Source organism: Kitasatospora sp. NPDC054939, assembly GCF_053610105.1.
The window spans coordinates 1-25,489 of record NZ_JBSGXP010000126.1 but is presented as its reverse complement, the minus strand read 5'-3'; the positions used below and the strand labels follow the sequence as shown (position 1 = coordinate 25,489).

Here is a 25,489-nt window from a genome sequence, read left to right as displayed (position 1 = left end):
CCGGGCACCCGATCGGGTGCCCGGCCTCCGCCGTGTGCTGGGGTGTCTGTGCTGCCGAACCACTGGAATGCGGTTCTCGTTCTGCCCCCGGTGAGAGGGCGGTCCGCCTCCGGTCGAGGGGCGTCCGGGCCGGTGTGCTCCGGTCGGTGTGCCCCGGCCGGTCCGGGCTCAGTGCTCCACGATGCCGGCGTCCGGGTCCAGCTTGCCCATGGACACCAGCGCGATGATCACGATGCCGAGTGCGACGCGGTAGATCACGAACGGCATGAAGCTGTTGTTCGAGATGAACTTGAGGAACCAGGACACCGCCGCGTAGCCGACCACGAAGGCGATCACGGTGGCCAGGATCGTCGGACCCCAGGCCGGGGCCGGACCCTCACCGATCTTGGTGAGCTCCAGCACGCCCGACGCCAGCACCGCGGGGATCGCCAGCAGGAACGAGTACCGGGCCGCCGCCTCGCGGCTGTAGCCCAGCAGCAGACCGGCGCTGATCGTGCCGCCGGAACGCGACACGCCCGGGATGAGCGCCAGCGACTGGGCCAGGCCGTACCCGATCGCGTGCGGCAGGGTCAGCTCGCTGATCGGCTTGGCGTTGCGGACGGCCCGGGTGCGGTCGGCGACCGCCAGGACCAGACCGAAGACGATCAGCGTGGTGCCGATCACGCGCAGGTCGCGGAGGGTGCTCTCGATGCTGTCCTGGAAGAGCACGCCGAAGATCCCGATCGGCAGCGTTCCGAGGATGACGAACCAGCCCATCCGGGCGTCCCGGTGCGAGCGCAGCGCAGGCCGGAACAGCGAGAGCGTCCAGGTCTTGATGATCGAGGCGATGTCCTTGCGGAAGTAGATGAGCACCGCGGCCTCGGTGCCGAGCTGCGTCACCGCCGTGAACGCCGCCCCCGGGTCGTGCCAGCCCAGCAGGGCCGGGATCACCCTCAGGTGGGCGCTGGAGGAGATCGGCAGGAACTCGGTGAGCCCCTGGATCAGGCCCAGCACGGTCGCGTGGAACCAGTCGATCTCGGTCACCGGACACCCGCCAGGGGTATCCGTCGGACGATGCGCATCAGCGGTCCTTGTTCGTCGGCGCGGGGGCATGCGGAAAAGGGGCATGCCGGGCACCGGTCCCGTCCGGCGCAACGCAGTGCGCGCGGGCCCCGGCGCGCGCCTGATGGTACGCGGTGAAAGTGACGGGACTCCCCCCGACCCCGGTCCGCCGGTCGGGGGCGGCGGGGCGGCGCGCGGGGGTGGGGACCGGCGTGCGGGGCGATGCGGGCCGCCGTCGGGGTCAGGGGGTGCCTGCCCCGCGGGCGCTGCCGGGCGGCTGCGGTCGGACAGGGGGCGGGAGGGGCCGGGGAGAGGCCGGGTAGGGGTGGGCCGTGGTCGGAGAACGGGTGGCGAAAGGGGCTGGCGCTATACCCCTAGGGGGTATATGGTTTCGTCTCGACGGAGCAGGGAGCGGCGCCCGGAACGGCACCGCGGACCACGGAGGACGACATGGCACACCCGGCGCAGCACGACGAGCACCAGCACCACCAGCACCACCAGGGCCACCAGGGCCACGGTGCCCACCAGGGTCACGCCGGGCGCGAGGGCCACGAGGGTCACGCCGGGCGCGAGGGGCGTGGTGGGACGGTGGGACATGAGGCGCACGGTGGGCGCGTGGCCCACGCCGACCACGCGGGGCACGCCGGTCACGGTGGCGGCACCACCTGGCGTGCTGCCGCGCAGGCCACCCTGCACTGCCTCACCGGGTGCGCCATCGGCGAGATCCTGGGCATGATCATCGGCACCGCACTCGGCCTCCACGGCGGCGCCACCGTCGCGCTCGCGGTCTTCCTGGCCTTCGTCTTCGGCTACGCCCTCACCATGCGCGGCGTGCTGAAGGCCGGCCTCGACTTCCGGACCGCGCTGAAGGTCGCGCTGGCCGCGGACACCGTGTCGATCCTGGTCATGGAGATCATCGACAACACCGCCATGCTCACCATCCCCGGTGCGATGGACGCCGGACTGGGCAGCATCGTCTTCTGGGCCTCGCTGGCCGGTGCGCTCGCCCTGGCCTTCGTCCTGACCGTCCCGATCAACAAGTGGATGATCAACAAGGGGCTCGGCCACGCCGTGGTCCACGCCTACCACCAGCACTGAGACCGTCCGGCACCGAGGCCGGTCCGGGCGGGCACCCCTTCCGTCCGGCGCGCGTCTCCGCCGAAGGCTCCACCTGTCGCACCACCCGTCGGGCCCGGCCCGGCTCATTTGAGCCGAGCCGGGCCCGGGTGCGTTCGGGGCGCGGACCGCGATGCAGGGCACCCGGTCGTGCGCCCGCGCTGCACTACGGATGCGCTGCACTACGGCCGCGCTGCACTACGGCTGTGCGCGCCGCCCCGAGGTCTGCTCCGACGTCTCCAGTTCGGCAAGCGTGGCGTGCAGCCAGTCCAGTTCGGCCCGGGTGGTGGCGCGGGCGATCAGCAGCAGGCCGGTGCGGAACGGGTCTCCCAACTCCTCCGCGCTCTGCGGCCGGTCGCCGTCGTAGAAGAAGCTCGCGGGCTCGGAGAGGAAGGCGAGTCGGCGGCGCAGCACCGCCGCCTGCTCCGCCGGGTCGCCGAGGTGGCGAAGGAACGCGAGCACGGTGAACCAGCGGTTCTCGTCGCTGATGTCCAGGCGATCGGGATCCCGTAGCTGTGCGAGCAGCGCGGCCCGCCCCGCGTCGGTGAGGTGGAGGGTGTGCCGGGGAGCGGCGGCGGCGCCCGGTTCGGTCTCGCGCACCAGCAGGCCGTCGGACTCCAGCCGCTTGATCGCCGGGTAGAGCGTGCCGTCGCTGATCGGCCGGACGTGCCCGGTGAGCGCGCTGAGGTGGCGGCGCAGCTCGTAACCGTGCAACGGGCGGTCGTGGAGGAACCCGAGGATGGCGAGTTTCAGCATGGGGTCACTCTCGCAGAACGCACATGCCCTCGCTAACTCGCTACCGCTATACCTCGGAGTCGATGTATGGTCGTGATCGTTCCCGCGCACCGACCGCGGGCTTCCCCCTGTGGACTCCACGAAGGAGTACGACCGTGCAGCACACCCCTGTGACCCCCAACGGCGACCTGATCCGCTGGGTGGAGATCCCCGCTTCCGGGTACTTCGGGTCTTCCGGGCCGTCCGCGGTTTCGGTGCCTTCGGCGCCTCCGGCGGCGTCCGGGCCGTCGGGCAGCGGTGCCGTCGGCCGAACCCGCCTCTACCTGCACGGACTCGGCGCCAGCTCGCCGGTCTACTTCGCCGCGGCCGCCGCCCATCCGGCCCTCGTCGGCCCGCGTTCCCTGCTGCTCGACCTGCTCGGCTTCGGGATCAGCGACCGCCCGACCGACTTCCCGTACACCCTTGAGGCCCACGCCGACGCCGTGGCCACCGCACTGCGCGCGGCCGGCGAGAGCGCTCCCGGTGTCGAGGTGGTCGGGCACAGCATGGGCGGGGCGGTGGCGATCGTCCTCGCGGCGCGCCACCCCGACCTGGTCTCCTCGCTGGTCCTGGTCGACTCCAACCTCGACCCGATCGCCCCGGCACGCCGCCCGGGCAGCAGCGGCCTCGCCACCTTCACCGAGGAGGAGTTCCTGGACGGCGGACGCGAGCTCGTACGGGAGTGGGTCGGACCGTTCTGGTGGTCGACCATGCGCCTCGCCGGACCGGTCGCCCTCCACCGCAGCGCCGTCCACCTCGCTGCCGCCACCGTCCCCACCATGCGGGAGCTGCTGCTCGACCTTCCCGTCCCGCGGACCTACCTCCACCCCGAGGCCGCCGGTGAACTCCCGGGTGCCGCCGACCTGCGCGCCGCCGGCGTCGACGTGGTCGCGATCCCGGACTGCGGGCACAACATCATGTTCGACAACCCGGACGCCTTCGCCCACGCGGTCGCCCGGGCGCCGAAGGGGTGACGCCCGGGCTGCGCGTGGCGTGGGGCCCGCGGCGGCGGATCGGACGGGGTGGGTTGGGTGGGGTCGTAAATGCCCGGCCGTCGGGCGGTTCGGCTCGTAGCCTGAGTCCGTGACCGAACCGTTCCGCGTACCGGACGCCCTCGCCGACTCCCTCGACGACTGGCTCGGCGACGCCGGCCGAACCTGGGCGCACAACCTGCCGACGCTGGCGGGGGAAACCCTCGAACGCTGGTCGCTGCGCCCCGACGGGCCACCCGCGCACGGCGCCGCCGGGCTGGTGCTGCCCGTGGTCGCCGCCGACGGCACGCCCGCCGCACTCAAGTTCCAGCCCGTCGACGAGGAGACCGCCGGCGAACCCCTCGCCCTGCGCACCTGGAACGGCCGCGGCGCCGTCCGCCTGCTCGCCCACGACGAGACCCACGGCACCATGCTGCTGGAACGCCTCGACCCGGACCGCACCCTGCTGGCCGTCGCCGACGACCTGACGGCACTGCACCTCCTCGCCGAACTGCTCGCCGGACTCGCCTCCCACCCGGCCCCGCCCGGACTGCGGCAACTCGGCGACCTCGCCGACGAGATGCTCTCCGACGTCCCGGAAGCCCTCGGCGAACTGTCCGACCCCGACGACCGCCGCCTGCTCGCCGACTGCGCCGCAGCCCTGCGCGAGGTCCGCCCCGAACCCGGCGACCGGCTGCTGCACTGGGACCTGCACTACGACAACGTGCTGGCCCCGCTGCCCGTGCGGGCTGACCGTGGACCCTGGCTCGCCATCGACCCCAAGCCGCTGGCCGGCGACCCGGGCTTCGAACTCCTGCCCGCCCTCCGCAACCGCTGGACCGAGGTGACCGCCACCGGCGACATCCCGCGAGCCGTCCGCCGCCGCTTCGACCTGATGACGGACGTGCTCGCCATCGACCGGCCCCGCGCAACGGCCTGGACGCTCGGCCGCATCGTCCAGAACGCGCTGGGGGACGTCGAGGACGGCGACACCGCGATCGACCCCGCCCAGCGCGCGATCGCCCGGAGCCTGCTGGGGCGTTCGGTCTGAGGTGTGCCTGCGGGGTGCGGCAGGCTCCCCCCGGTTGCCCGGTTGCCCGGTTGCCCGGTTGCCCGGTTGCCCGGTTGCCCGGTTGCCCGGTTGCCCGGTTGCCCGGTTGCCCGGTGTTCCTCCTCGGCGGTTGTCGATCGGTGCGTTGTTGCGCAGGAAGTCGGACAGGCCGACTTCCTGCGCGTTCCGTTCGAGCCGGGACCCGCACGAATATGCAGACCGGTCTACAGGCATCGGATGCTGGTTGGCGCGGCATGAATCTCTAGACCGGTCTGCATATTCTCCGTGCCACGGCTGGGGTTCGCCACCCGGCTCGCCCGCTGGACGCCGCTCGGAACGTGCGCACGGTGGCGCGAGCGCTCCTGTAGACCGGTCTACCTATTCGCGCGATGCGCAGGAAGTCGGCCCATGCGACTTCCTGCGCCGCGGCCCGCGGCCCACGACGCTCCCGGGGCGGGCCGCAGCAGCCCGGCACTCCGGTCCGGTCGCCATGAGGTCAAAATATGCAGACCGGTCTACATGCTGGATCCTCAAGTGCCCGCACAAATCACTGGACCGGTCTACATATTCTTCAGCGGCCTCACCGCCCGCGCAGGACCACGAACCGGACCGGTGTGCCGGGGCGGGCCTGCGCTGCGGCGTGGAGGTCGGTCGGGGGAACCACGCCGATCACGGGGTAGCCGCCGGTGGTGGGGTGGTCGGCGAGGAAGACGACGGGACGGCCGTCCGGCGGGATCTGGACAGCGCCCGTCACCATGCCCTCGCTGGGCAGTTCACCGTTGCGGGCGCGGGTGATCGACGGGCCTTCGGTGCGCAGTGCGATGCGGTTGCTCGCGGGCGCGACCGTGTAGTGCTCGCGGGGGAGCCAGGCGATCGACGCCGGTTCGAACCAGTCGGCGCGCGGGCCGAGGCGCAGCCGCAGGACGAGTTCGGCGGGCGGCGCGGGGAGCGGCACCAGGTCCGGTACGGCCATGCCGCCGGTCGGGCCGTCGGCACCCACCGGGAGCCGGTCGCCGACGGACAGCGGAGCGGGGCCCAGGCCGGAGAGCACGTCGGCGGAACGGCTGCCCAATACGGCCGGTACCGCGATCCCGCCCGCGACCGCCAGGTAGCTGCGCACGCCGTGGGTTGCAGCGCCGATGTCCAGCAGCGCTCCCGCCGGCACGGTCACTGCTGCGCCCCAGGGGGCCGGGCGGCCGTCGATCCGTACGGGGGCGGGCGCACCGGTGACGGCGACGACCACCGGACCGTGTGCGCGCAGGGCGACTCCGGCGAGTGTGGTCTCCAGACCGGCGGTGTCCGGGGCATTGCCGACGAGGCGGTTGGCGGCGATCAGCGCCGGCTCGTCCAGGGCGCCGGCCCGGGGCGCGCCGAGGTGGGCGACGCCCCGTCGGCCGAGGTCCTGCACCGTGGTCAACGGCCCGGGCCGCACCACCTCAAGCTCCACCCCGCACGGGTCCACCCCACCAGCGCCCGCCACCCCACCGGCGCCCATCCCGCCGCCGCCCGCCGCTCCACCGCCGAATGCCGCCCCGCCCACCCCGCCGCCGCCCGCCGCTCCACCGCCGAATGCCGCCCCGCCCATCCCGCCGCCGCCCACCGTCCCGCCCGCCACACGGCCGCTCGCCGTCCCGCCGCCCATCACTCGTCCACCACCGTGAACCGCACCCGTACGCCCGGGGCGAGGAGGGCGGCCGGTTCGCGGGTGGCGTCCCACAGTGGCAGGTCGGTGCGCCCGAGGAGCTGCCATCCGCCGGGGGAGGAGCGCGGGTACACCCCGGTGTAGGGGCCCGCGAGGGCGACCGAACCGGCGGGGACGGAGCTACGCGGGGTGGCCCGGCGCGGCACCTCGTACCGGGACGGAAGTCCGGTGAGGTACCCGAAGCCCGGGGCGAAGCCGCAGAAGGCGACGACGTACTCGTGGGAGCTGTGGATGCGTACGGCGGCCTCGGGCGAGACGTCCCACAGGGCGGCGACTTCGGCGAGGTCGGCGCCGTCGTAGCGGACCGGGATCTCCACCAGCGGGCCGACGGCCTCGGCTGTCCCGCCGGGTCGGTACGTGCGCAGGAGGGCGGTCAGTGCCGGGAGGTCGGTGACGCCGTCGAGCAGGACCGTCCGGGCGGCGGGGACGATCTCGGCCACGCCGCTCAGTCCACCGGCGGCTTCGAGTTCGCGCAGTCGGCCGTAGAGCGCCGCCACCTCGGCCGTTCCCGCTGCGCCGCTCGCGGGCACCTCGGCCAGCAGCGCGTGCTCGCCGACGGGGAGCAGCGACAGGCCCGGCCACGGTTCGCTCACCCGATCGCCTCCACTGTCGGCCTCCCCGCCCCCGTCGTCGGGACCCCCGGAATCACCGGAGTCGCAATCACCGGAGTCGCAATCACCGGGGTCCCAATCACTGGGGTCGAAATCGCCGGGGTCGCGCCCAACCTGGTCGCGGCCACCGCCTCTGCCCGGATTCCCGGCGACAGGAGTCTGCCCACCGCCGGGACGGCTCACGCGAACGCCTCTACCCGGACCCCGGCCGAGGCGAGTGCCCCGCGGATCCGCCAGGCGAGCTGGGCGGCGCCGGGGGTGTCGCCGTGGACGCAGAGCGAGCGGGCCACGACGGCGATGGACTCGCCGCCGGCCGTCGCGACGGCGCCGTCCCGGGCGATCCCGACGGCGCGGGTGATCACGGTTTCCGGGTCGTGCACCACGGCGTTCGGTTCCCGGCGGGGGACGAGCGTCCCGGCCCGGGTGTAGGCGCGGTCGGCGAAGGCCTCGGCGACGACGGGCAGCCCGACGCCGTCGGCGACCTCCAGCAGCCGCGAACCGGGGAGGCCCAGGACCGGCAGCGGCCCGTCGCAGACGGCGCCGGCCCGCAGGACGCCCGCCACCACGGCCTCGGCCTGGTCGGAGTCGGCGACCACCCGGTTGTAGAGGGCGCCGTGCGGCTTCACGTAGCTGACCCGTGAGCCGGCGGCGCGGGCGAAGACCTGGAGGGCGCCGATCTGGTACGCGATCTCGTCGGCGAGTTCCTCCGACGGGACGTCCATGGCGCGGCGGCCGAATCCGGCGAGGTCCCGGTACGAGACCTGGGCGCCGATCCGGACGCCGCGTTCGGCGGCGAGTGCGCAGACCCGGCGCATGATCGACGGGTCGCCGGCGTGGAATCCGCAGGCGATGTTGGCGCTGGTGACCACGGAGAGCAGTGCCTCGTCATCGGTCAGGGTCCAGCGTCCGAACCCCTCACCGAGGTCCGCATTGAGATCGATCACCGCATCGGCCACGCCCGTCCGCCTCCCAGCAGCTGTTGAGCGAGATCGTAGGGCCTGCGCATGACCGCGTGCGCGATCGCGGACCCTGCTGCCGGTGATCACCGGCCCGGGGCCCGCGATCACCGGCGCAACGGGTCGGCGCGCCCGGCGGCGGCTCAGACGGTGCGCAGCCCGTCCGCAGTGAGGCGCTCACGTGCATCGCCGCCGGGTTCGCCGTGCCCGCCGTGCCCGCCGTGCCCGGCACCGTGCCCGCAGTGCCCGGCACTGTGACCGTGGCCCTGGCTGCCCGGGCGTTCCAGGACCCGGATCGCTCGCAGCACGATCAGCAGCGGGATGACTCCGAGGACACCGAACGACATATCGACGAATCGCCAGAACAGCGGAATGCCCCGCAGCGGTCCGCAGATCAGGGCGAGCGGGATGATTCCGGCGCAGGCCAGAACCGCCCAGCGGATCACCCACACGTTGCGCACCGGGTCCTTGATGGGGCCCCAGAAGGCGGCGGCGATCACCAGGTGGGCGAAGGCGAGCCAGTCGGTGCCGTAGGCGAGGAAGGGGTAGCGGTCGTTGGTGTCGGCGATGCCGTCGCGGACGCTTTCGAGCTTCGCCAGCAGGAGCGGGAAGCGGTCGGTCACCACCGAGCCCGGCCCGGCGGCGAAGTCGGCGAGCCAGCGGGTCTCGGCCTCCAGGGGGAAGGCGGTCAGTCCGCTGAGGACCAGGCACACGACGAAGATCCACAGCCACCGCCGGACCCGTCGCAACGCCGCCCGCCCCGCGACGTCGGACGCGCCGCCGCGATCGATGCCGCCACCCGCCGCACCATCGCCTGCACCATCACCCGCCCCAGACTCGCCCCCGAAGCCCCTGCCCCCGAAGCCCCTGCCCCCGGAGCCGCCGTCCCCGGAGCCGCCGTCCCCGGAGCCGCCGTCCCCGCCCCCGGAGCCGTCGCTCCCGCGCCCGTCACCGCTCATGGCGAACCTCCATGCCGAAGTACAGGTGGGACTGCTCCCACCTGCTCGGATCACCCTAGACGGCAAAATTGAACACGTTCAACCCGCCCTCGCTCCCGCCCGTAAGGTCCGTTTCGGCCCTTGTCGGCTCGAGCCTCTAATCTTGTCCACTGTGACCGCCATCGCCGACCCGACCGCCACGACCGGCGCCGCCGCCAGGACGCCCGCCGCCGTGCCCGGCGCTGCCGCCAGGACACCCGCGGCCAGGACGCCCGCCGCCAGGACAGCCGCCGGCGCTCCCGGCGCCGCCCGTGCGACCGTGCCCGCGCCCCGGCCCGCGCCCGGTCCGGCCGCCGACGAGGGGCTGGCCCGCCGACTGAAGGCGCTGGCCTGCACCGCGCCGCTGCACGACCTGGACAGCCGCAAGGTGAACCTGGCCGGCGAGTACGGCGGCTACGCGATGGCCGAGGTCGGGCTGGCGGCGATCGACCTGGTCACGCTCCACATGGACTTCGACACCGGCGCGGACCGGGAGATAGTGGCCGCCCGGCTGCTGCCGAGGGTCGCCGCCCAGGCTGCGGGCCGTCCCACCGCCGAGCACGAGCGGGTGGTCCGCTGGGTGCTGGAGTCGCTGATCAACGTCGGCAGCGTCGACCGCGGCTTCCGGGCCGTCTACGGGACCTTCGACGGCGAGGGCGAGTACGTCCGCCGCGACTACGACTTCAAGCTGATCGAGGAGGTCCCGGGGCCGGACGGCGGCATCTACCTGCGGACCACCGACGAGGCGGTCAACGTTCTGGTCGGCGCGCTGGACACGGACGTGACGTCCGCGCAGATCGCCGCCGAGGTCAAGCTGGAGGTGCTGATCCGCCGGGGCCGGCTCGCCGATGCGCAGCTCGCCGCCGAGCAGGCGCGCTACCGGACGGTCCAGTACGCGGAGACGCTGCGCCGCGCGCTGGAGGCGACCCGGCGCAACGTCCGCGCCGTCGACTGGATGCAGGCCGTTCCCGACCTCATCGACGAGGCGCTGGACCACATCGCCGACCGCTACCGGCACGAGAACGCGATCCTCACCAACATCCGCAAGGCCCGCGACGAGGCGGAGGAGCCCGAGCACAAGCGGCGCGCCGCCGAGCTGGTCGACATCGTCAAGGACTGCATCCGCCGCCACACCCAGCTGCAGACCCGCCTGCTGGAGGCGGGCCCGCTGTTCCGCGCCGAGCAGGACCGCCAGGCGTTCGCGACGCCGGGCAACCAGAGCGGCATCGACCTGTACGGGCAGCTACTCGCGCCGGTGCTGCGGCTGCCGATGGAGCAGGCGGTCCGGCCGACGGGGGCGTTCTTCGCCCGCGGTACCGGTCTGCGTACGCCCGCGTCCGTGCGGGTGGCCGACCTGGTCGACCTGCTGCTCACGCCGCCGGTCGAGCGCGAGCACCTCGGTGCCGAGCTGCCCGACCCGGACCTCGTCGCCACACCGGACGACTCCCGCTTCTCGGAGGCGCAGCTGGAGGCGGCGCTGGAACTGCTCGACCTGCCCGCGGACGCGCCCCGGCGGCTGTCCGGCCTGCTGGCCGACGCCCGCCGGCAGGACCCGGAGCTGCCGTACCTGGTCGCCCTGCTGGCCGTGCACGCCGCCAGCCCGCCGGTGGGCACCGCGTACCGGCAGGGCGAGGAGCGGCTGCTGTTCGCGGTCGACGACGGTACGCCGCTGCGCGACCTGGAGTTCGGCGGTGCCGACCTGATCGTCGGCAGCGCGCTGCTCGACGCGGCCGGCATGGCGGCGGACCGCAAGGACGCCACATGACGCCGGTCGCATCCGGTCCCGCACGCCGTACCGCCGCAGCCCGTACCGCCGCACGCCGTACCGCCGCAGCCCGCACCGCCGCACGCCGCAGCCACCGGATCCACCCGACCCACCGCACCGACCCGATCCACGGCAACCCCCGCACCGACGGCGCAGCCCGCACCGCTGTCACGGCCGTCACCACCGCCACCGCGGTCACCACCAGCACCGCTGCCGCCGTCAGCACCACCAGCAAGGAGCACCGCCCGTGACGACCCACCACGACGCGTCCTGGGCGTCCGAGGCCGAGCCCGCCGCCCCGGCGGCGATCACCGCGGCCGACGTGGCCGATGCGGCCCGGCTGGTCTCCTTCGGTCTGCAGGCCAAGCTGCTGCCCGCCCGGGACGCCGAGTACGCGGAGCTGGTGCGCCGCCACCGCGAGGACCCGCCGTTCGCCCGGCTCGCCGACGCCGTCGCGACCGGTATGGGCCTGGTGGTCCTGGAGGTCTCCCCGCGGGCCGGGATGGCGGTGGCCGCGGCGGAGGACTCGGTCTTCGCGGTGCGCATGGGCGACTACTCGCGCCGGGCCGCCTCAGAGTCCACCGACCGCTTCCTGCACGGCCTCGCCCACCTCGCGGTGGCCGCGATGGCCTTCCCCCGCCCCGAGGACCTCGCCGACGACGGCTACCTGGGCCGGATCACCGTGAACGGCGTCGACGCGTTCGTCCGGCAGGCCTGCCGCCGGTTGGAGGAGCAGGCGGCCGAGGCCGGCGACAACACGGACCCGCAGAGCGACGCCCCTGGCCTGGAGGCCGCCTGGCGGGTCTGGGCCCGGCGCACCGCCACCGGCGCCACCAAGGACGCCCGGCGGCTGTCCGGCTCCACCATCGGCATCGTGGCGAAGGCGGTGCTGTTCCTGGTCGACTCCGGCTTCCTGCAGAAGACCTCGGACGACGCGGGCGGGACGTACCGCACCACCGCGCGCTACCAGCTGCAGGTCCGCGACCTGGCGGGCAGCGCGGCGATGGCGGAGCTGCTCGACCTGGGCATCGTCCCGGTCTCGGACGGCACGGCCACCCTGCTGCCCCCGGACACCGGGGACGAGCTGGTCGCCGACGCCGGGCTGCCGTTCCACTCCCTCTGAGCCCCGGCGCCCGGGACAGCCACCCACCGCCCGCAGCCCGGACGACGGCCGCCACCCCACCGCACCACCCGGGCCGCCACCACCTCACCGCAGCACCACCTCACCGCAGCGCCGCACCACCGCAGCGCCGCACCACCGCAGCACCCCGAGCACCACCCACGCCACCACCCACCCGCCCCGAACACTCCGCACACCACCCGCCCCGCGCACCCCACCCGCACACCACCCGCCCCCACCCACCGCCCACCTGGAGAACCACCGCACATGTACGAGCTCAACCGGGTCCGCCTGTACTCCATCGGACCGGCCGGCGCCCGCTACGCCGACACGGTGCTCGACCTGCGCGGCGTCGGTGAGCCGGTGTCCGATCCCGCCCCCCAGCAGATCGGGCTGTTCGGCGAGGACACCGAGGGCCCGGTCCGCCGTCCCGCCCCGGCGGGCGTGCTCTTCCTGGAGAACGGCGGCGGCAAGTCCGTCCTGCTCAAGCTGATCTTCTCGGTGATGCTGCCGGGCCACCGCAACACGCTCGGCGGCGCCAGCTCCGGCGTGCTGCGCAAGTTCCTGCTGGCCGACGACTGCGGCCACGTCGCCCTGGAGTGGCAGCACACGGTCACCGGTGAGCTGATCGTGGTCGGCAAGGTCTCCGAGTGGCGGGGCCGCCAGGTCTCCTCCGACCCGCGCAAGTTCGCCGAGACCTGGTACTCCTTCCGTCCCGGGCCGGGCCTGACCCTGGACTCCCTCCCGGTCGCCGAGCGGGTCGGCCTGGCCGGCGACCGGAAGGTGCGCGGCCGCCGCCGCACCATGAAGGGCTTCCGCGACGCCCTCACCGAGGCGGGCAAGGCCCACCCGCACCTCGACCTGGTCTTCGAGGACGGCCACGACCGCTGGACCGAGCACCTCGGCGAGCTGGGCCTCGACCCCGAGCTGTTCCGCTACCAGCGCGAGATGAACGCCGACGAGGGCGAGGCGGCCGGCCTCTTCGCGGTGAAGCACGACAGCGACTTCACCGACCTGCTGCTGCGCGCCGTCACCGACACCCGGGACACCGACGGCCTGGCCGACCTGGTCCACGGCTTCGCCGCCAAGCTCGGCCGCCGCTCCGAGCTGACCGCCGAGCGGGACTTCACCGCCGGCTCGCTCGACCTGCTGGAGCGCATCGCCGAGGCCACCACCGCCCGCGAGGGGGTCCGGGAGGCCCACCGCTCCGCCGAGCGCCGCACCCGCCGCCTGGCGTACGCCCTGGCCTCCCGCGCCGCCGCCGAGCGCGACCGCGCCCAGGACCTCGCGGTCGAGGTCGCCGCCGCCGCGGGCGCCGTCACCGCCGCCGAGGGCGACCGCACCCGGCACACCCTGATCACCGCCGAGCTCACCCACCGGCACGCCACCCTGGCGCTGGCCGCCGCCACCGCCGAGGCCGCCGCGCTGCGCCGTGAACTCACCGACGCCCGGACCCAGCAGTCGGCCTGGCAGGCCGCCGAGGCCGTGCTGCGCCAGCGCGCCGCCGCCGACCGGGTGGCCCGGGTCGCCGCGGCCATCCGGGAGGCCGAGCTCGACGCCGCCCCGGCGCTCGCCGCCCGTGCCCTCGCCGCCACCGCACTGGCCCGCGCGCTGGAGTCGGCCGCCGCGGCGGCCGAGGCCCGCGCCGACACCGAGGAGGAGCGGGCCGCCGAACTGCAGGCCGACGGTGCCAAGGCGCAGTCCGGTGCCACCGAGGCCGCCACCGCGGGCCAGAAGGCCCGCAGTGAGGCCGACCACCTGCGCCAGCGCCTGGCCGAGGTCGAGCAGGAGACCGAGGCCGCCGTGGAGGCCGGCTTCATCGACGCCGACGGGGACGTCGACCCGGCCCGGGCCGCGCTGCACGCCGCCGACGCCGAGAAGGACGCCACCGCCGCGCTCGCCCGGGCCCGGACCGCCGCCGAGGGCGCCGCCGCCCGGCTGCGCGAGGCGTCCGCCGCGACCGGTCGCGCCGAACTCGCCGCCGCCCGTGCCGCCGACGCCCGCAAGGCCGCCGCCGGCGCCCTCGCCGCCGAGCAGCGCACCGCGGCCCTGCTCGCCACCGAGTCCCGCCTCGCCGACCTGCTCTCCCTGACGCCCTACCAGGAGGGCGCCGACGAGCAGTCCGGGTTCCTCACGCCGGCCGTCCTGGACCGCTCCGCCGACGGCCTGCGCGAACTGCTCGACGAGGCGATCGCCACCGCCGAGCGCACCCTGTTCGACCTGCGCACCGCCGCCGCGGACGACTCCCGCATCCTGGCCGCCCTCGGCGACGGCGGCCTGCTGCCGCCCGGCCCGGACGTCCTCGCCACCGTCGAGTACCTGGCCGAGCACGGCATCCCCGCGCTGCCCGGCTGGCGCTACCTCGCCCAGTCCGTCGACCCGGCGGACCACGAGGCGATCCTCGCCGCCCGCCCCGAACTGGTCGACGGTGTCGTCATCACCGACGCCGACTCGCTGGAGCGCGCCCGGGAGGCCCTGCAGACCGCCGCCCTGCTGCCCCGCTCCACCGTCGCCGTCGGCGCCGCCGCCGCCCTGATCGCCCCGATCACCGGCGAGCCCGCCTTCTTCCTCGTCCCGCCGAACCCGGCCATGCACGACGAGTCCGCGGCCGACGGCGAGCGCCGCGAACTGCGCGCCCGCGCCACCGCCCGCGAGGAGCACATCCGCGAACTCGCCGCCCGCCTCGGCGGCGACCGCGCCCTCGCCGCCCGCCTGGCCTCCTGGCACGCCAGCTGCCCGCCCGGCACCCTCGCCGAGCTCGCCGCCGCCGCCGAGGCCGCCCGCGAGCACGCCGAGGAGGCCGCCGCCGCGCTGGCCGGCCTGCGCGCCGACCACGACGAGGCCGAGACCGAGCACGCCGCCGCCGCCTCCGCGCACGAGGAGCACCGGGAGACCGCCCAGCGGGCCCGCCGCCGCGCCGACGCCCTCTCCGGCCTCGCCTTCCGCCTGCGCGAGCGCGCCAACTGGAACCGCTCGCTGCGCGAACTCGCCGAGGACGCCACCGAGTGCGACCGCCGCCGCACCCAGTGCGCCGAACGAGCCCGCACCTGCGACGAGGACCGCCGCGCCGCCCAGCGGGCCGCCGACGACGCCCGTCGCACCGCCCGTACGCTGCGCGCCGAACGGGCCGAGATCCCCGCCGCCGAGCAGACCGACGAGCCCGGCGACACCGCCCCGGCCGCCCTGCCCGCCCTGCGCGAGGCCTACCGCGCCGCCTCCCAGCTGTACGAGAAGGTCGGCGTCGGCGCCGACCTGCGCGCCGAACAGGCCCGCGCCGAGGGCGACGAGGCCGCCGCCGCCACCGAACTCGACCGCCTGACCAACAAGGTCCGCACCCGCGCCGAGGAACTCCTCACCAGCCCCGACGGCGCCGACGGCCCCGCCCGTCAGGCCGCCGCCGCCCGCGCCGAGGAGCTGGTCGCCACCATCGAGGCCCGCTCCGCCGCCGCCAGCGAGCAGCTCGGCCGGCTGCGCGGCGACGCCGAGCGCTCCGCCCCCGCCGACGGCGAGGCGCACACCGAACTGCCCGAGGACCTCGTCCCCACCGACCCCGAGCACGCCCAGGTGCTGCTGCGCACCGCCACCGGCCGCCTCGCCGAACGCCGCGAGGCCCTGGACACCGCCCGCACCGCGCACGCCGACCTCCAGCGCACCTTCGACGCCGCGCAGACCGCCGCCGCCGACTTCGACGAGCACGCCGGCCAGCTCCGCGACGGCCTGCGCGAGCACCAGGACGACGCCGACCAGCCGGCCGAGCCGTACCTCGGCGCCCTCGCCGACGCCCGGACCGCCGCCGCCGACGCCCGGCGCGCCCTGCGCACCGCCGCCGCCGAGCTGTCGTCCGCCGAACTCGCCGTCCGCGACGCCTCCGACGCCCTGGTCCGGCACGCCAACGCCGCCCGCTACGAGGCCGTCCGCACCCCCGCCCGCCAGCAGATCCGCGAGCTGCCCGCCGCCGCGCTGCCCGACCACGCCGCCGCCTGGGCCACCGCCTTCGGCCCCCGGCTGCGCGTCCTCACCGACGAACTCGCCCAGCTGGAGCGCAACCGCGGCTCGATCGTCGACCGCCTGCGCGGCCTGGTGGAGTCCTCCCTGGCCACCCTGCGCGCCGCCCAGCGCCTCTCCCGCCTGCCCGAGGGCCTGGGGGAGTGGTCCGGCCAGGAGTTCCTGCGCATCCGCTTCGAGGACCCGGACCACGCGACCCTGGTCGAACGCCTCGGCGAGGTCATCGACGAGGCCACCCGCGCCGCCGTCCGCAAGAACAGCGACCTGCGCCGGGACGGCATGTCGCTGCTGCTGCGCGGGGTCGCCGCCGCGATCGGCCCGCGCGGCGTCAGCGTCGAGATCCTCAAGCCCGACGCGGTGCTGCGCGCCGAGCGCGTGGGCGTCGGCCAGATGTCCGACGTCTTCTCCGGCGGCCAGCTGCTCACCGCGGCCATCGCGCTGTACTGCACGATGGCCGCGCTGCGCGCCAACGACCGCGGCCAGTCCCAGCTGCGCCACGCCGGCACGCTCTTCCTCGACAACCCGATCGGCCGGGCCAACGCCACCTACCTGCTGGAGCTCCAGCGGGCCGTCGCCGACGCGCTCGGCGTCCAGCTGATCTACACCACCGGCCTGTTCGACACCACCGCGCTCGCCGAGTTCCCGCTGGTCATCCGGCTGCGCAACGACGCCGACCTGCGGGCCGGCCTCAAGTACATCTCGGTGGAGGAGCACCTGCGCCCCGGCCTGCCCGCCCCGCAGGACCCGGACGGCCCGGCGATCCACGGCGAGATCACCGCCACCCGGATGTTCAAGCGCCCGGCGGAGGTACCGGTACAGTCGTGAACGATCTACGGTGGTCCCCATGCTGACGATCGCTCACCTCAGTGACATCCACCTCGGCCAGGACCACCACGGCGACCACGGCGCCCGCGCCCGCGAGCGGGCCGAGCAGGTGGTGGCGTACCTCGCCGCCCTGCCCGGCCCGCTCGACGCCGTCCTCGTCACCGGCGACCTCGCCGACCGCGGACTGCCCGAGGAGTACGAGCTGGTCGCCGAGGTGCTGGCCACCCGCACCGGGCCGGCCGGGGCCCGCCCGCCCGTGCTGCTCTGCCCCGGCAACCACGACATACGCGCGCCCTACCGCGAGGTCCTGCTCGGGGAGCCGCCCGCCGACGGCCCGGTCAACCGGCTGCACCGACTGCCCGGCGCGGACGTCCTGATGCTGGACTCCTCGGTGCCCGGCAGCGACGAGGGCCTGCTCGACGAGGAGACCCTCGCCTGGCTGGAGCGGACCCTCGCCGACGGGGAGCCGGAGCGCCCCGCGCTGGTCGCCTTCCACCACCCGCCGGTCGCCCTGCAGCTGCCGTACGTCGACCCGATCCGCCAGTTCGGCGAGCAGCGCCTCGCCGAGGTGCTGGCCCGGCACCCCCGGGTCGCCGCCCTGCTCTGCGGGCACGCGCACACCGCGGCGGCGACCGTCTTCGCCGGGCTGCCGGTGCTGGTCGCCCCCGGCGTGGTCTCCACCGTCACACTGCCCTGCGAGGGCGGCGAGGACGTCACCTTCGACCAGCCGCCGATGTTCGCCCTGCACGTCCTGGACGACGACCGGCGGCTCACCACCCACTACCGGGTCGCCCTGCGCCCCGCCTGAGCGCCGGGTCCGGTCTGAGCCCGCCACGCCGTCGGCGCGCGGCTGCCCGCCATTGGCGTGGCCGAGCCGGGCCCGCGCAGCCGCTGCGCCGCGACCTGGCGGGAGATCAGGATCTCCAGCAGGCACCACGCCGTGCCGAACACCCCCAGTCCCATCGCTGTCAGGGCCGGCATCATCAGCCAACTGCCCGCGTACGAGGCGAGCGTCGAGACCATCACGCCGACCAGGGTGAACGCCAGGCAGAGCACCGCCCGGACGGCTGCGGTCCGCACCTCGTCGGGCATCCGGCGACGGCGGCGGGCAACGGACATCGGGCGACCCCCAGGCGCGGTCACGGTGGCTACGGCAGCGGCACGGGCGTACGGTACGGGCACGCCCTGGGCACACTCTGCCCTGCCGTACCCGGACTATGCGCCCGAATCCCGTGAACTGTCGCCAAATCGTGTGATCTGCGCACAGATCCGGGCAAGCGCGGCGTTCGCCTGCCCGCCGATCCGGGCCGGCGCCGCGCCCGGCCGAGCGCGGGACCGGCCGCTCAGCCGAGCTGCCGGTCCAGCTCCTCCAGCGCCCCCGTCACGATCGTGCGCATCGCCTTCTCGGCGGCGTCCGCGTCCCGGGCGCAGATCGCCTCGGCGACCTCCCGGTGCAGCCGGATCGCGTACGGCTCGGGCCGGTGCGGCATCAGGTCGTACTCGGTGCGCCCGGTCAGCACCGCGCCCACGGTGTCGCCGAGGTGCGCGAACATCTCGTTCCCGGAGGCCCGCAGCACCGTCGCGTGGAAGGCGATGTCGTGCCGCAGGAAGGTCTCCAGGTCGGCGGCCCGCGCGCTGACGGTCAGTTCGACGGCCAGGGCGCTCAGCTCCCGGCACGCGTCGTCGTCGGCGTGCCGTGCCGCCAGCGCCGCCGCCGCCGGTTCCACGGCCACCCGCAGCGACCCGAGCGAGCGCAGCTGGGCGGCTCGGTCGGCGCCCGCCAGCCGCCAGCGGATCACCAGCGGGTCGAAGACGTCCCAGCCGGACTTCGGCTGGACGGTGATGCCCACCCGCCGACGGGGCGCGACCATCCGCATCCCCTCCAGGACCCGGACCGCCTCGCGGACCACCGTCCGCGAGACCCCGAAGCGCTCCTCCAGTTCCTCGCCGCGCAGCACCGCCCCCTCGGGGATCTCTCCCGATGCGATCGCCGGCCCGAGCTCCGCAAGCAGTCGGCCGGGCAGCCCCTGGATCTCCATCCGCCCAGCCTAGAGCGTGCCCGGCGGTCCGCCTGCGGGTGGCTGCGGGTCCACCGGGCTGCGGGTCCACCGGCTCTCCGCTCAAAAGTATGACGATTTGGTTTCCAGCCCTTGAATACGTCATATCTTTGGAGCGATAGTGGCCGCCAGGCAACGAAGGAGCACCACCCATGGCTCTCGGCGTCGAGAACCACGCCACCCCCGGGACCCCCCTCACCGTCGTCGTGATGGGCGTCTCCGGCGTCGGCAAGACCACCCTGGCCCGCCTCCTGGCGGACCGTCTCGGCCTCCCCTACGCCGAGGCGGACGACTTCCACCCGGCCGCCAACATCGCCAAGATGTCGGCCGGCGTCCCGCTGGACGACGAGGACCGCGCGCCCTGGCTGCGCGCCCTCGGCGCCTGGCTGGGGGAGCGGGCCGAGGCCGGCACCGGCGGCGTGGTCACCTGCTCGGCGCTGAAGCACCGCTACCGCGACACCCTGCGCGCGGCCTGCCCGGGTGCCTTCTTCCTGCACCTCAGCGGCGGGCACGAGCTGGTCGGCGACCGGCTCGCCCACCGCACCGGCCACTTCATGCCGCCGTCGCTGCTCGCCTCGCAGTACGCCGCCCTGGAACCCCTGGGGCCGGACGAGCGCGGCGCCGTCCTGGACGTCGGCCCGTCCCCCGAAGAACTCGTCGAGATGGCCGCCACGCTGCTGCGGCCCGTCAATGGAGACCTCGCGTGAGCCCGTCCCCCACCCTGCTCGCGGCCGGCGCCCCGGCCCTGCCGCACACCGACAGCGACGCCCAGCTGCTGGTCGCGGTGCTGCTCAGCATCGGCGCGATCGTCCTGCTGATCACCCGGTTGAAGCTGCACCCGTTCCTCGCCCTGCTGGTCGGTTCGGGCCTGCTGGCCGCCGTCGCGGGCGCGCCCTTCGACAAGCTGCTGGCGAGCTTCGCCACCGGCTTCGGCGCCACCGTCGCCGGCGTCGGCCTGCTGATCGGGCTGGGGGCGATGCTGGGCAAGCTGCTCGCCGACTCCGGCGGGGCGAACACCATCGCGGACACCGTACTGGCCCGCTCCGGGCCGCGGACGCTGCCCTGGGCGATGGCGCTGATCGCCGCGGTCCTCGGCCTGCCGCTGTTCTTCGAGGTCGGGGTGGTGCTGCTGATCCCGATCGTGCTGCTGGTCGCCCGGCGCGGCAACGTCCCGCTGATGCGGATCGGCATCCCGGCGCTGGCCGGCCTTTCCGTGCTGCACGGCCTGGTGCCGCCGCACCCGGGCCCGCTGGTGGCGGTCGACGCGCTGAAGGCCGACCTCGGCATCACCCTGGCCCTGGGCCTGCTGGTCGCCGTCCCGACCCTGGTGGTCGCCGGTCCGCTGTTCGCCCGCTTCGCCGAGCGCTGGGTCGGCCCGCTGGAGGTGCCGGAGCCGGCCGCCCCGGCCGAGGCGCCGCAGCACGAGCGCACCCCGGGCTTCGGCGCGGTGCTCGCCACGATCCTGCTGCCGGTCGTGCTGATGCTCGGCAAGGCGCTGGCCGACGTGGTGATCGACGACCCGACGTCGATGGTGCAGCGGGTGTTCGACTTCATCGGCTCGCCGCTGATCGCCCTGCTGGCGGCGACCCTGCTCGGCATGGTGACGCTCGGCCGGGCGGCCGGCTTCTCCAAGGCGCGGATCTCGGCCACCGTCGAGCGCTCGCTCGGCCCGATCGCCGGCATCGTCTTCATCGTCGGTGCGGGCGGCGGCTTCAAGCAGACCCTGATCGACGTGGGCGTGGGGAACGCGGTCAGCGAGTGGTCCAGCCGTTGGCACATCTCGGCGCTGCTGCTGGGCTGGCTGATCGCGGTGCTGATCCGGCTGGCCACCGGCTCGGCGACGGTCGCCACCATCACGGCCGCCGGCATCGTCGCCCCGCTGGCCGCCGACATGTCCGGCACCCACGCGGCGCTGCTGGTGCTGGCGATCGGCGCGGGCTCGCTGTTCTTCTCGCACGTCAACGACGCCGGCTTCTGGCTGGTGAAGGAGTACTTCGGGATGAGCGTCGGGCAGACCCTCAAGTCCTGGTCGGTGATGGAGACCGTCATCTCGGTCACCGCCATCGCCGTGATCATGCCGCTCAGCCTGGTCCTCTGACCGGGCGCCGCGGGCCGCGGCACCCGGAACGCCGAAGGGCGGGCACCCCGACCGGGTGCCCGCCCTTCGCGTGTCCGTCCTACTTGCCGGCGCGCTTCGCGAGGAAGCCCTCGACCTGCGCCCGGATCTCCGGGGTGTCCAGGCCGCGGACGGTCATCGTGGTGCGGCGGCGCAGCACGTCGTCCACGGTGTACGCCCACTCGCTGTCGGCGGCGTAGGCGACCTGCGCCCACACGTCCGGGCCGTCCTGGTGGATCGGCTCGCCGAGCTCCGGGTTCTGGGCGATCAGGCGGGCGATCTCGAAGGACAGGGTGCCGTAGTGGCTGGCCAGGTGCTTGGCGACCAGCGGCTCCATCCGGGAGCCGGGCTCGCGGTCGATCAGCAGGCGGTGCGCGACGGCGTTCGGGGCGCCGACGCCGGGCAGCGGCACGGTCCGGGCGATGGTGGACATGTCCTCGCCGAGGCTGGTGCCGGGCACGTGGGCGAGCTTCTCCAGCACGGTGCGGCCGATGTGCCGGTAGGTGGTCCACTTGCCGCCGGCGACGGACAGCATGCCGCCCTTGCCCTCGGTGACGACCGTCTCGCGCTTGGCGGCGGCGGTGTCGCCGGGGCCGCCGGGCAGCACGCGCAGGCCGGCGAAGGCGTAGGTGATCAGGTCGCGGTCGATGTGCTCGTCGCGGATCGCGTGCGCGGCCTCGCCCATGATCTGGTCGATGTCCGCGTCGGTCGCCCGGACGTCCTGCGGGTCGCCGGTGTACTCCTCGTCGGTGGTGCCGAGCAGGACGTGGTCCTCCCACGGGATGGCGAAGGAGACGCGGTACTTGTCGATCGGGATGGTCAGCGCGGCGCGCCACGGCGAGCGGCGCTTGACGACGACGTGGGCGCCCTTGGAGAGGCGGATCGACGGGGCGGCGCCCGCGTCCTCCATGCGGCGCAGGTGGTCGACCCAGGGGCCGGTGGCGTTGAGCACCAGGCGGGCGTTCACGCCGAACTCGGTGCCGTCCAGGCGGTCCTTGAGGTCGGCGCCGGTGACCCGGCCGCCGGTGAAGCGCAGGCCGGTGACCTCGGCGTGGTTGAGGACGACCGCGCCGGCGTCGACCGCGGCGCGCACCGTCATCACGGCGACGCGCGAATCGTTCATCTGGTGGTCGCCGTAGACGGCGACGGAGCGCAGGCCCTCGGTGCGCAGCGCGGGCACCTGCTGGGCGGCGTGCGCGGCGGTGGAGACCCGGCCCATGCCGTCGCGGAAGGCGGAGAGCGCGGAGTAGAGGAACACGCCGGCGCCGAGCTTGGGGGCGCTGTGCGGGCCGCCCTTGTAGACCGGCACGAAGAAGGTCAGCGGGTTGACCAGGTGCGGCGCGACGTCGGTGGCGAGCGCGCGGCGCTCCTTGTGGTTCTCGGCGACCAGCTTGACCGCGCCGGTCTGCAGGTAGCGCAGGCCGCCGTGGACCAGCTTGGAGGAGGCGCTGGAGGTGGCACCGGCGAAGTCGCCAGCGTCGACCATGGCGACCTTCAGGCCCGCCTGGGAGGCGGTCCAGGCGACGGCCGTGCCGAGGATGCCGCCCCCGATCACCAGCAGGTCGTACGTGGCCTTGCCCAGCAGCTCGCGGGTCTCGGCGCGGGAGGCGGTGCGGCCGGCGAAGCGCTCGGCGCCCAGGGTCGGGATGGTTGCCATGGTGTGTGTACGGCGCGCGGGTCGGGCGGCGCCGTTACTCCTCTCGGTGTGCGGTGCGGCCTCTGCTGGGAGGCCGGTGGACCCGGTGCGGCGGGCCCGGTGAAACGGGAACAGGCCGGTCGGGGCACGGGGCCCCGACCGGCTCTGCGGTTACTGCTGCTCTTCCTCCTCCACCCAGCCCATGGTGCGCTCCACGGCCTTGAGCCACTTCTTGTACTCGCGCTCCCGGGTGGCCTCGTCCATGCGCGGGGTCCACTCGGCGGCGCGGTGCCAGTTGGCCCGCAGGGTGTCGAGGTCGTTCCAGAAGCCGACCGCCAGGCCGGCCGCGTAGGCGGCGCCCAGGGCGGTGGTCTCGGCCACGTACGGGCGCTCGACCGGGGCGTCCAGGACGTCGGCGATGTTCTGCATGAGCAGGTTGTTGCTGGTCATGCCGCCGTCGACCTTGAGGGCCGTCAGCTTGACCTTGGAGTCCTTCTCCATCGCGTCGACGACCTCGCGGGTCTGCCAGGCGGTGGCCTCCAGGACGGCCCGGGCCAGGTGGCCCTTGGTGACGTACCGGGTGAGACCGGCGATCACACCGCGGGCGTCGGAGCGCCAGTACGGGGCGAACAGGCCGGAGAACGCCGGGACGAAGTAGGCGCCGCCGTTGTCCTCGACCGTGTTGGCGAGGGTCTCGATCTCGGCGGCGGTGGAGATGATGCCGAGCTGGTCGCGCAGCCACTGCACGAGCGAGCCGGTGACGGCGATCGAGCCCTCCAGGGCGTACACCGGGGCCTGGTCGCCGATCCGGTAGCCGACGGTGGTCAGCAGGCCGTGGTACGAGTTGACGATGTCTTCGCCGGTGTTGAGCAGCAGGAAGGTGCCGGTGCCGTAGGTCGACTTGGCCTCGCCCTTGTCGAAGCAGGTCTGGCCGAAGAGCGCGGCCTGCTGGTCACCGAGCGCGGAGGCGACCGGCACGCCGGCCAGGTCGCCGACGGCGTGGCCGTAGACCTCGGCCGAGGAGCGGATCTCCGGCAGGACGGCCAGCGGCACGTCCATCGACTCGGCGATCTTCTCGTCCCAGGCCAGGGTCTGGAGGTTCATCAGCATGGTGCGGCTGGCGTTGGTGACGTCCGTGACGTGCTTGCCGCCGTCGACACCGCCGGTCAGGTTCCAGATGACCCAGGTGTCCATGGTGCCGAAGAGGATGTCGCCGGCCTCGGCGCGCTCGCGCAGGCCCTCGACGTTGTCCAGCAGCCAGCGGATCTTGGGGCCGGCGAAGTAGCTGGCCAGCGGGAGGCCGGTCTCGCGGCGGAAGCGGTCCTGGCCGACGTTGCGGCCCAGCTCGCGGCAGAGGCCCTCGGTGCGGGTGTCCTGCCAGACCAGCGCGTTGTGCACCGGCTCGCCGGTGTTCTTGTCCCACAGGACGGTGGTCTCGCGCTGGTTGGTGATGCCGATCGCGCGGATGTCGTCCTTGGTCAGGCCGGCCTTCTCCAGCGCGCCGCGGATGACCGACTGCACCCGGGTCCAGATCTCGGCGGCGTCGTGCTCGACGTAGCCGGGCTGGGGGAAGATCTGCCGGTGCTCCTGCTGGTCGACGGCGACGATGCGGCCGTCGGCGCCGAAGATGATGCAGCGGCTGGAGGTGGTGCCCTGGTCGATGGCGGCGATGTAGTTGCCAGTGGAGGTCATGAGGGTCCTCGGCTGAAGAAGAGGGGTACGGGGTGGGTGGGCCTGACGTCCGGTCAGTCCCCGTGCTCTCGTGTCGGGCAAACCCGGCTCAGAAAGCGAGGTTGTAGACGCCGCCGGCGAGCAGACCGCCGACGATCGGGCCGGCGACCGGGATCCAGGAGTAGGACCAGTCGGAGCCGCCCTTGTTCGGGATCGGCAGCAGGGCGTGGACGATGCGCGGGCCGAGGTCGCGGACCGGGTTGATGGCGTAGCCGGTCGGGCCGCCGAGCGAGAGGCCGATGCCGACCACGGTGAAGGCGACGATCAGGATGCCGAGGCCGGACTCACCGAGGCTCGTGCTGATGCCCTGGGTCAGGATGGCGAAGCAGAGCACGAAGGTGCCGATGATCTCGGTCAGCAGGTTCTGGACGGGGTTCCGGATCTCGGGACCGGTCGAGAAGATGCCGAGCGTCGGCTCCTGGTTGGCCTGGAACTGGCCGAGGTAGGTGACCCACACCAGCACGGCGCCGATCATCGCGCCGAGCAGCTGGGAGACGAGGTAGACGGGCACGTCGCCCCACTCGCCGGTCTTGACCGCGAGGGCGAGCGTGACGGCCGGGTTGAGGTGCGCGCCGGACTTGGGGGCCGACATGTAGGCGGCGATCATCACCGCGAAGCCCCAGCCGAAGGTGATCGCCAGCCAGCCGGCGTTGATGGCCTTCGACTTCTTGAGCGTCACGGCGGCGCAGACGCCACCGCCGAGGAGTATCAGGGCGGCGGTACCGAGGGTTTCGCCGACGAAGATGTCGCCGTTGGAGAACGCGGACACAAAGACTCCCTTGTCCATATGGCCCGGAGGAGCGGGTGGGGGCAGGAGGCCGGGCGATCGTTGTGCGGGTGAGCGCTACGTGGGAGTGATCTTCCCGGCCGTCGTTCGACAATGTCGACCGTCATGCGGAAGCTTCCTCCCCGGGTCGCCCCCACGTCAAGGCCGGGTTACGCACCTGTGACTCATCACTCGACGCTACCGAGTGAATCAGCCCGATTCCGGACAAAAACGCCGAGGCGCGGCCGGGCTTCGAGCCCGTCCGCGCC

General features: G+C 74.2%; 21 protein-coding genes. 10 read left to right on the top strand and 11 right to left on the bottom strand.

The genetic code is table 11. The features are described 5' to 3' along the window. Positions 1-168: 168 nt before the first annotated feature. The gene (locus tag ACWGB8_RS28670) at positions 169-1,014 is read right to left on the bottom strand and encodes an undecaprenyl-diphosphate phosphatase (RefSeq protein WP_452216519.1); all 846 of its coding nucleotides are present in this window, start codon (positions 1,012-1,014) and stop codon (positions 169-171) included. Positions 1,015-1,629: 615 nt separating this feature from the next. Here ACWGB8_RS28670 and ACWGB8_RS28665 point away from each other — a divergent pair. Next, the gene (locus ACWGB8_RS28665) at positions 1,630-2,139 is read left to right on the top strand and encodes a DUF4396 domain-containing protein (RefSeq protein WP_452216518.1); all 510 of its coding nucleotides are present in this window, start codon (positions 1,630-1,632) and stop codon (positions 2,137-2,139) included. Positions 2,140-2,355: 216 nt separating this feature from the next. On the opposite strand, the gene ACWGB8_RS28660 is transcribed toward ACWGB8_RS28665, so the two are convergent. Beyond that, positions 2,356-2,913 (bottom strand): PadR family transcriptional regulator, encoded by a 558-nt coding sequence (locus ACWGB8_RS28660; RefSeq protein ID WP_452216516.1) that lies wholly within the window; start codon positions 2,911-2,913, stop codon positions 2,356-2,358. 134 nt (positions 2,914-3,047) lie between these two features. On the opposite strand from ACWGB8_RS28660, the gene ACWGB8_RS28655 reads away from it, so the two are divergent. After that, positions 3,048-3,905, top strand: coding sequence for an alpha/beta fold hydrolase (locus tag ACWGB8_RS28655; RefSeq protein ID WP_452216515.1), 858 nt, complete (start codon positions 3,048-3,050; stop codon positions 3,903-3,905). Between the two features lie 109 nt (positions 3,906-4,014). Next, positions 4,015-4,953 (top strand): aminoglycoside phosphotransferase family protein, encoded by a 939-nt coding sequence (locus ACWGB8_RS28650; RefSeq protein WP_452216514.1) that lies wholly within the window; start codon positions 4,015-4,017, stop codon positions 4,951-4,953. Positions 4,954-5,533: 580 nt separating this feature from the next. On the opposite strand, the gene ACWGB8_RS28645 is transcribed toward ACWGB8_RS28650, so the two are convergent. The 4 genes from ACWGB8_RS28645 to ACWGB8_RS28630 all read right to left on the bottom strand — a co-directional run bounded on the left by ACWGB8_RS28645 (position 5,534) and on the right by ACWGB8_RS28630 (position 8,935). Further along, positions 5,534-6,448 (bottom strand): 5-oxoprolinase subunit C family protein, encoded by a 915-nt coding sequence (locus ACWGB8_RS28645; protein ID WP_452216513.1) that lies wholly within the window; start codon positions 6,446-6,448, stop codon positions 5,534-5,536. 146 nt (positions 6,449-6,594) lie between these two features. Then, complete coding sequence (pxpB, locus tag ACWGB8_RS28640) at positions 6,595-7,248, bottom strand: 5-oxoprolinase subunit PxpB (RefSeq protein WP_452216512.1); 654 nt, start codon at positions 7,246-7,248, stop codon at positions 6,595-6,597. A gap of 197 nt (positions 7,249-7,445) precedes the next feature. Further along, entirely contained in the window at positions 7,446-8,222 is a 777-nt protein-coding gene (locus ACWGB8_RS28635; RefSeq protein ID WP_452216511.1) for a LamB/YcsF family protein, read from the bottom strand. A gap of 143 nt (positions 8,223-8,365) precedes the next feature. Continuing rightward, entirely contained in the window at positions 8,366-8,935 is a 570-nt protein-coding gene (locus ACWGB8_RS28630) for a hypothetical protein (RefSeq protein ID WP_452216510.1), read from the bottom strand. Positions 8,936-9,479: 544 nt separating this feature from the next. Here ACWGB8_RS28630 and ACWGB8_RS28625 point away from each other — a divergent pair. From ACWGB8_RS28625 to ACWGB8_RS28605, 5 genes are all read left to right on the top strand, one after another. Beyond that, positions 9,480-10,964, top strand: a complete 1,485-nt coding sequence (locus ACWGB8_RS28625) for a hypothetical protein (protein WP_452216517.1) — start codon at positions 9,480-9,482, stop codon at positions 10,962-10,964. After that, positions 10,961-11,215: a hypothetical protein gene (locus tag ACWGB8_RS28620; RefSeq protein WP_452216509.1), complete on the top strand. Its 255-nt coding sequence runs from the start codon at positions 10,961-10,963 to the stop codon at positions 11,213-11,215. The genes ACWGB8_RS28625 and ACWGB8_RS28620 overlap by 4 nt, the downstream gene beginning before the upstream one ends. Beyond that, positions 11,212-12,087, top strand: a complete 876-nt coding sequence (locus ACWGB8_RS28615) for a hypothetical protein (protein ID WP_452216508.1) — start codon at positions 11,212-11,214, stop codon at positions 12,085-12,087. Before ACWGB8_RS28620 ends, ACWGB8_RS28615 begins: the two co-directional genes overlap by 4 nt. 264 nt (positions 12,088-12,351) lie before the next feature. Beyond that, positions 12,352-16,914, top strand: a complete 4,563-nt coding sequence (locus tag ACWGB8_RS28610; RefSeq protein WP_452216507.1) for a hypothetical protein — start codon at positions 12,352-12,354, stop codon at positions 16,912-16,914. Positions 16,915-16,933: 19 nt separating this feature from the next. Further along, positions 16,934-17,722, top strand: coding sequence for a phosphodiesterase (locus ACWGB8_RS28605; protein WP_452216506.1), 789 nt, complete (start codon positions 16,934-16,936; stop codon positions 17,720-17,722). On the opposite strand, the gene ACWGB8_RS28600 is transcribed toward ACWGB8_RS28605, so the two are convergent. Together ACWGB8_RS28600 and ACWGB8_RS28595 are read right to left on the bottom strand one after the other, a co-directional pair. Further along, positions 17,695-18,033 (bottom strand): hypothetical protein, encoded by a 339-nt coding sequence (locus ACWGB8_RS28600; RefSeq protein ID WP_452216505.1) that lies wholly within the window; start codon positions 18,031-18,033, stop codon positions 17,695-17,697. The genes ACWGB8_RS28605 and ACWGB8_RS28600 overlap by 28 nt on opposite strands. 224 nt (positions 18,034-18,257) lie before the next feature. After that, positions 18,258-18,953: a FadR/GntR family transcriptional regulator gene (locus ACWGB8_RS28595; protein WP_452216504.1), complete on the bottom strand. Its 696-nt coding sequence runs from the start codon at positions 18,951-18,953 to the stop codon at positions 18,258-18,260. 170 nt (positions 18,954-19,123) lie between these two features. Between ACWGB8_RS28595 and ACWGB8_RS28590 the strand changes: the two genes are divergently transcribed. Together ACWGB8_RS28590 and ACWGB8_RS28585 are read left to right on the top strand one after the other, a co-directional pair. Then, positions 19,124-19,678, top strand: a complete 555-nt coding sequence (locus ACWGB8_RS28590) for a gluconokinase (RefSeq protein ID WP_452216503.1) — start codon at positions 19,124-19,126, stop codon at positions 19,676-19,678. After that, complete coding sequence (locus ACWGB8_RS28585; protein ID WP_452216502.1) at positions 19,675-21,069, top strand: GntT/GntP/DsdX family permease; 1,395 nt, start codon at positions 19,675-19,677, stop codon at positions 21,067-21,069. The genes ACWGB8_RS28590 and ACWGB8_RS28585 overlap by 4 nt, the downstream gene beginning before the upstream one ends. 79 nt (positions 21,070-21,148) lie before the next feature. Here ACWGB8_RS28585 and ACWGB8_RS28580 read toward each other — a convergent pair whose 3' ends face one another. The 3 genes from ACWGB8_RS28580 to ACWGB8_RS28570 form a co-directional block, all read right to left on the bottom strand. After that, complete coding sequence (locus tag ACWGB8_RS28580; protein WP_452216501.1) at positions 21,149-22,744, bottom strand: FAD-dependent oxidoreductase; 1,596 nt, start codon at positions 22,742-22,744, stop codon at positions 21,149-21,151. Between the two features lie 150 nt (positions 22,745-22,894). Then, positions 22,895-24,415, bottom strand: a complete 1,521-nt coding sequence (glpK, locus tag ACWGB8_RS28575; RefSeq protein ID WP_452216500.1) for a glycerol kinase GlpK — start codon at positions 24,413-24,415, stop codon at positions 22,895-22,897. Positions 24,416-24,503: 88 nt separating this feature from the next. Continuing rightward, positions 24,504-25,223 (bottom strand): MIP/aquaporin family protein, encoded by a 720-nt coding sequence (locus ACWGB8_RS28570; RefSeq protein WP_452216499.1) that lies wholly within the window; start codon positions 25,221-25,223, stop codon positions 24,504-24,506. Positions 25,224-25,489: the final 266 nt, after the last annotated feature.

Excerpts from the sequence above, each read along its gene's own strand:
- ACWGB8_RS28660 (WP_452216516.1), bottom strand. The coding sequence starts at position 2,913 with ATGCTGAAACTCGCCATCCTCGGGTTCCTCCACGACCGCCCGTTGCAC.
- ACWGB8_RS28645 (WP_452216513.1), bottom strand. The coding sequence starts at position 6,448 with ATGGGCGCCGGTGGGGTGGCGGGCGCTGGTGGGGTGGACCCGTGCGGG.
- ACWGB8_RS28620 (WP_452216509.1), top strand. The coding sequence starts at position 10,961 with ATGACGCCGGTCGCATCCGGTCCCGCACGCCGTACCGCCGCAGCCCGT.
- ACWGB8_RS28610 (WP_452216507.1), top strand. The coding sequence starts at position 12,352 with ATGTACGAGCTCAACCGGGTCCGCCTGTACTCCATCGGACCGGCCGGC.
- ACWGB8_RS28605 (WP_452216506.1), top strand. The coding sequence starts at position 16,934 with ATGCTGACGATCGCTCACCTCAGTGACATCCACCTCGGCCAGGACCAC.
- ACWGB8_RS28600 (WP_452216505.1), bottom strand. The coding sequence starts at position 18,033 with ATGTCCGTTGCCCGCCGCCGTCGCCGGATGCCCGACGAGGTGCGGACC.
- ACWGB8_RS28595 (WP_452216504.1), bottom strand. The coding sequence starts at position 18,953 with ATGGAGATCCAGGGGCTGCCCGGCCGACTGCTTGCGGAGCTCGGGCCG.
- ACWGB8_RS28590 (WP_452216503.1), top strand. The coding sequence starts at position 19,124 with ATGGCTCTCGGCGTCGAGAACCACGCCACCCCCGGGACCCCCCTCACC.
- ACWGB8_RS28580 (WP_452216501.1), bottom strand. The coding sequence starts at position 22,744 with ATGGCAACCATCCCGACCCTGGGCGCCGAGCGCTTCGCCGGCCGCACC.
- glpK (WP_452216500.1), bottom strand. The coding sequence starts at position 24,415 with ATGACCTCCACTGGCAACTACATCGCCGCCATCGACCAGGGCACCACC.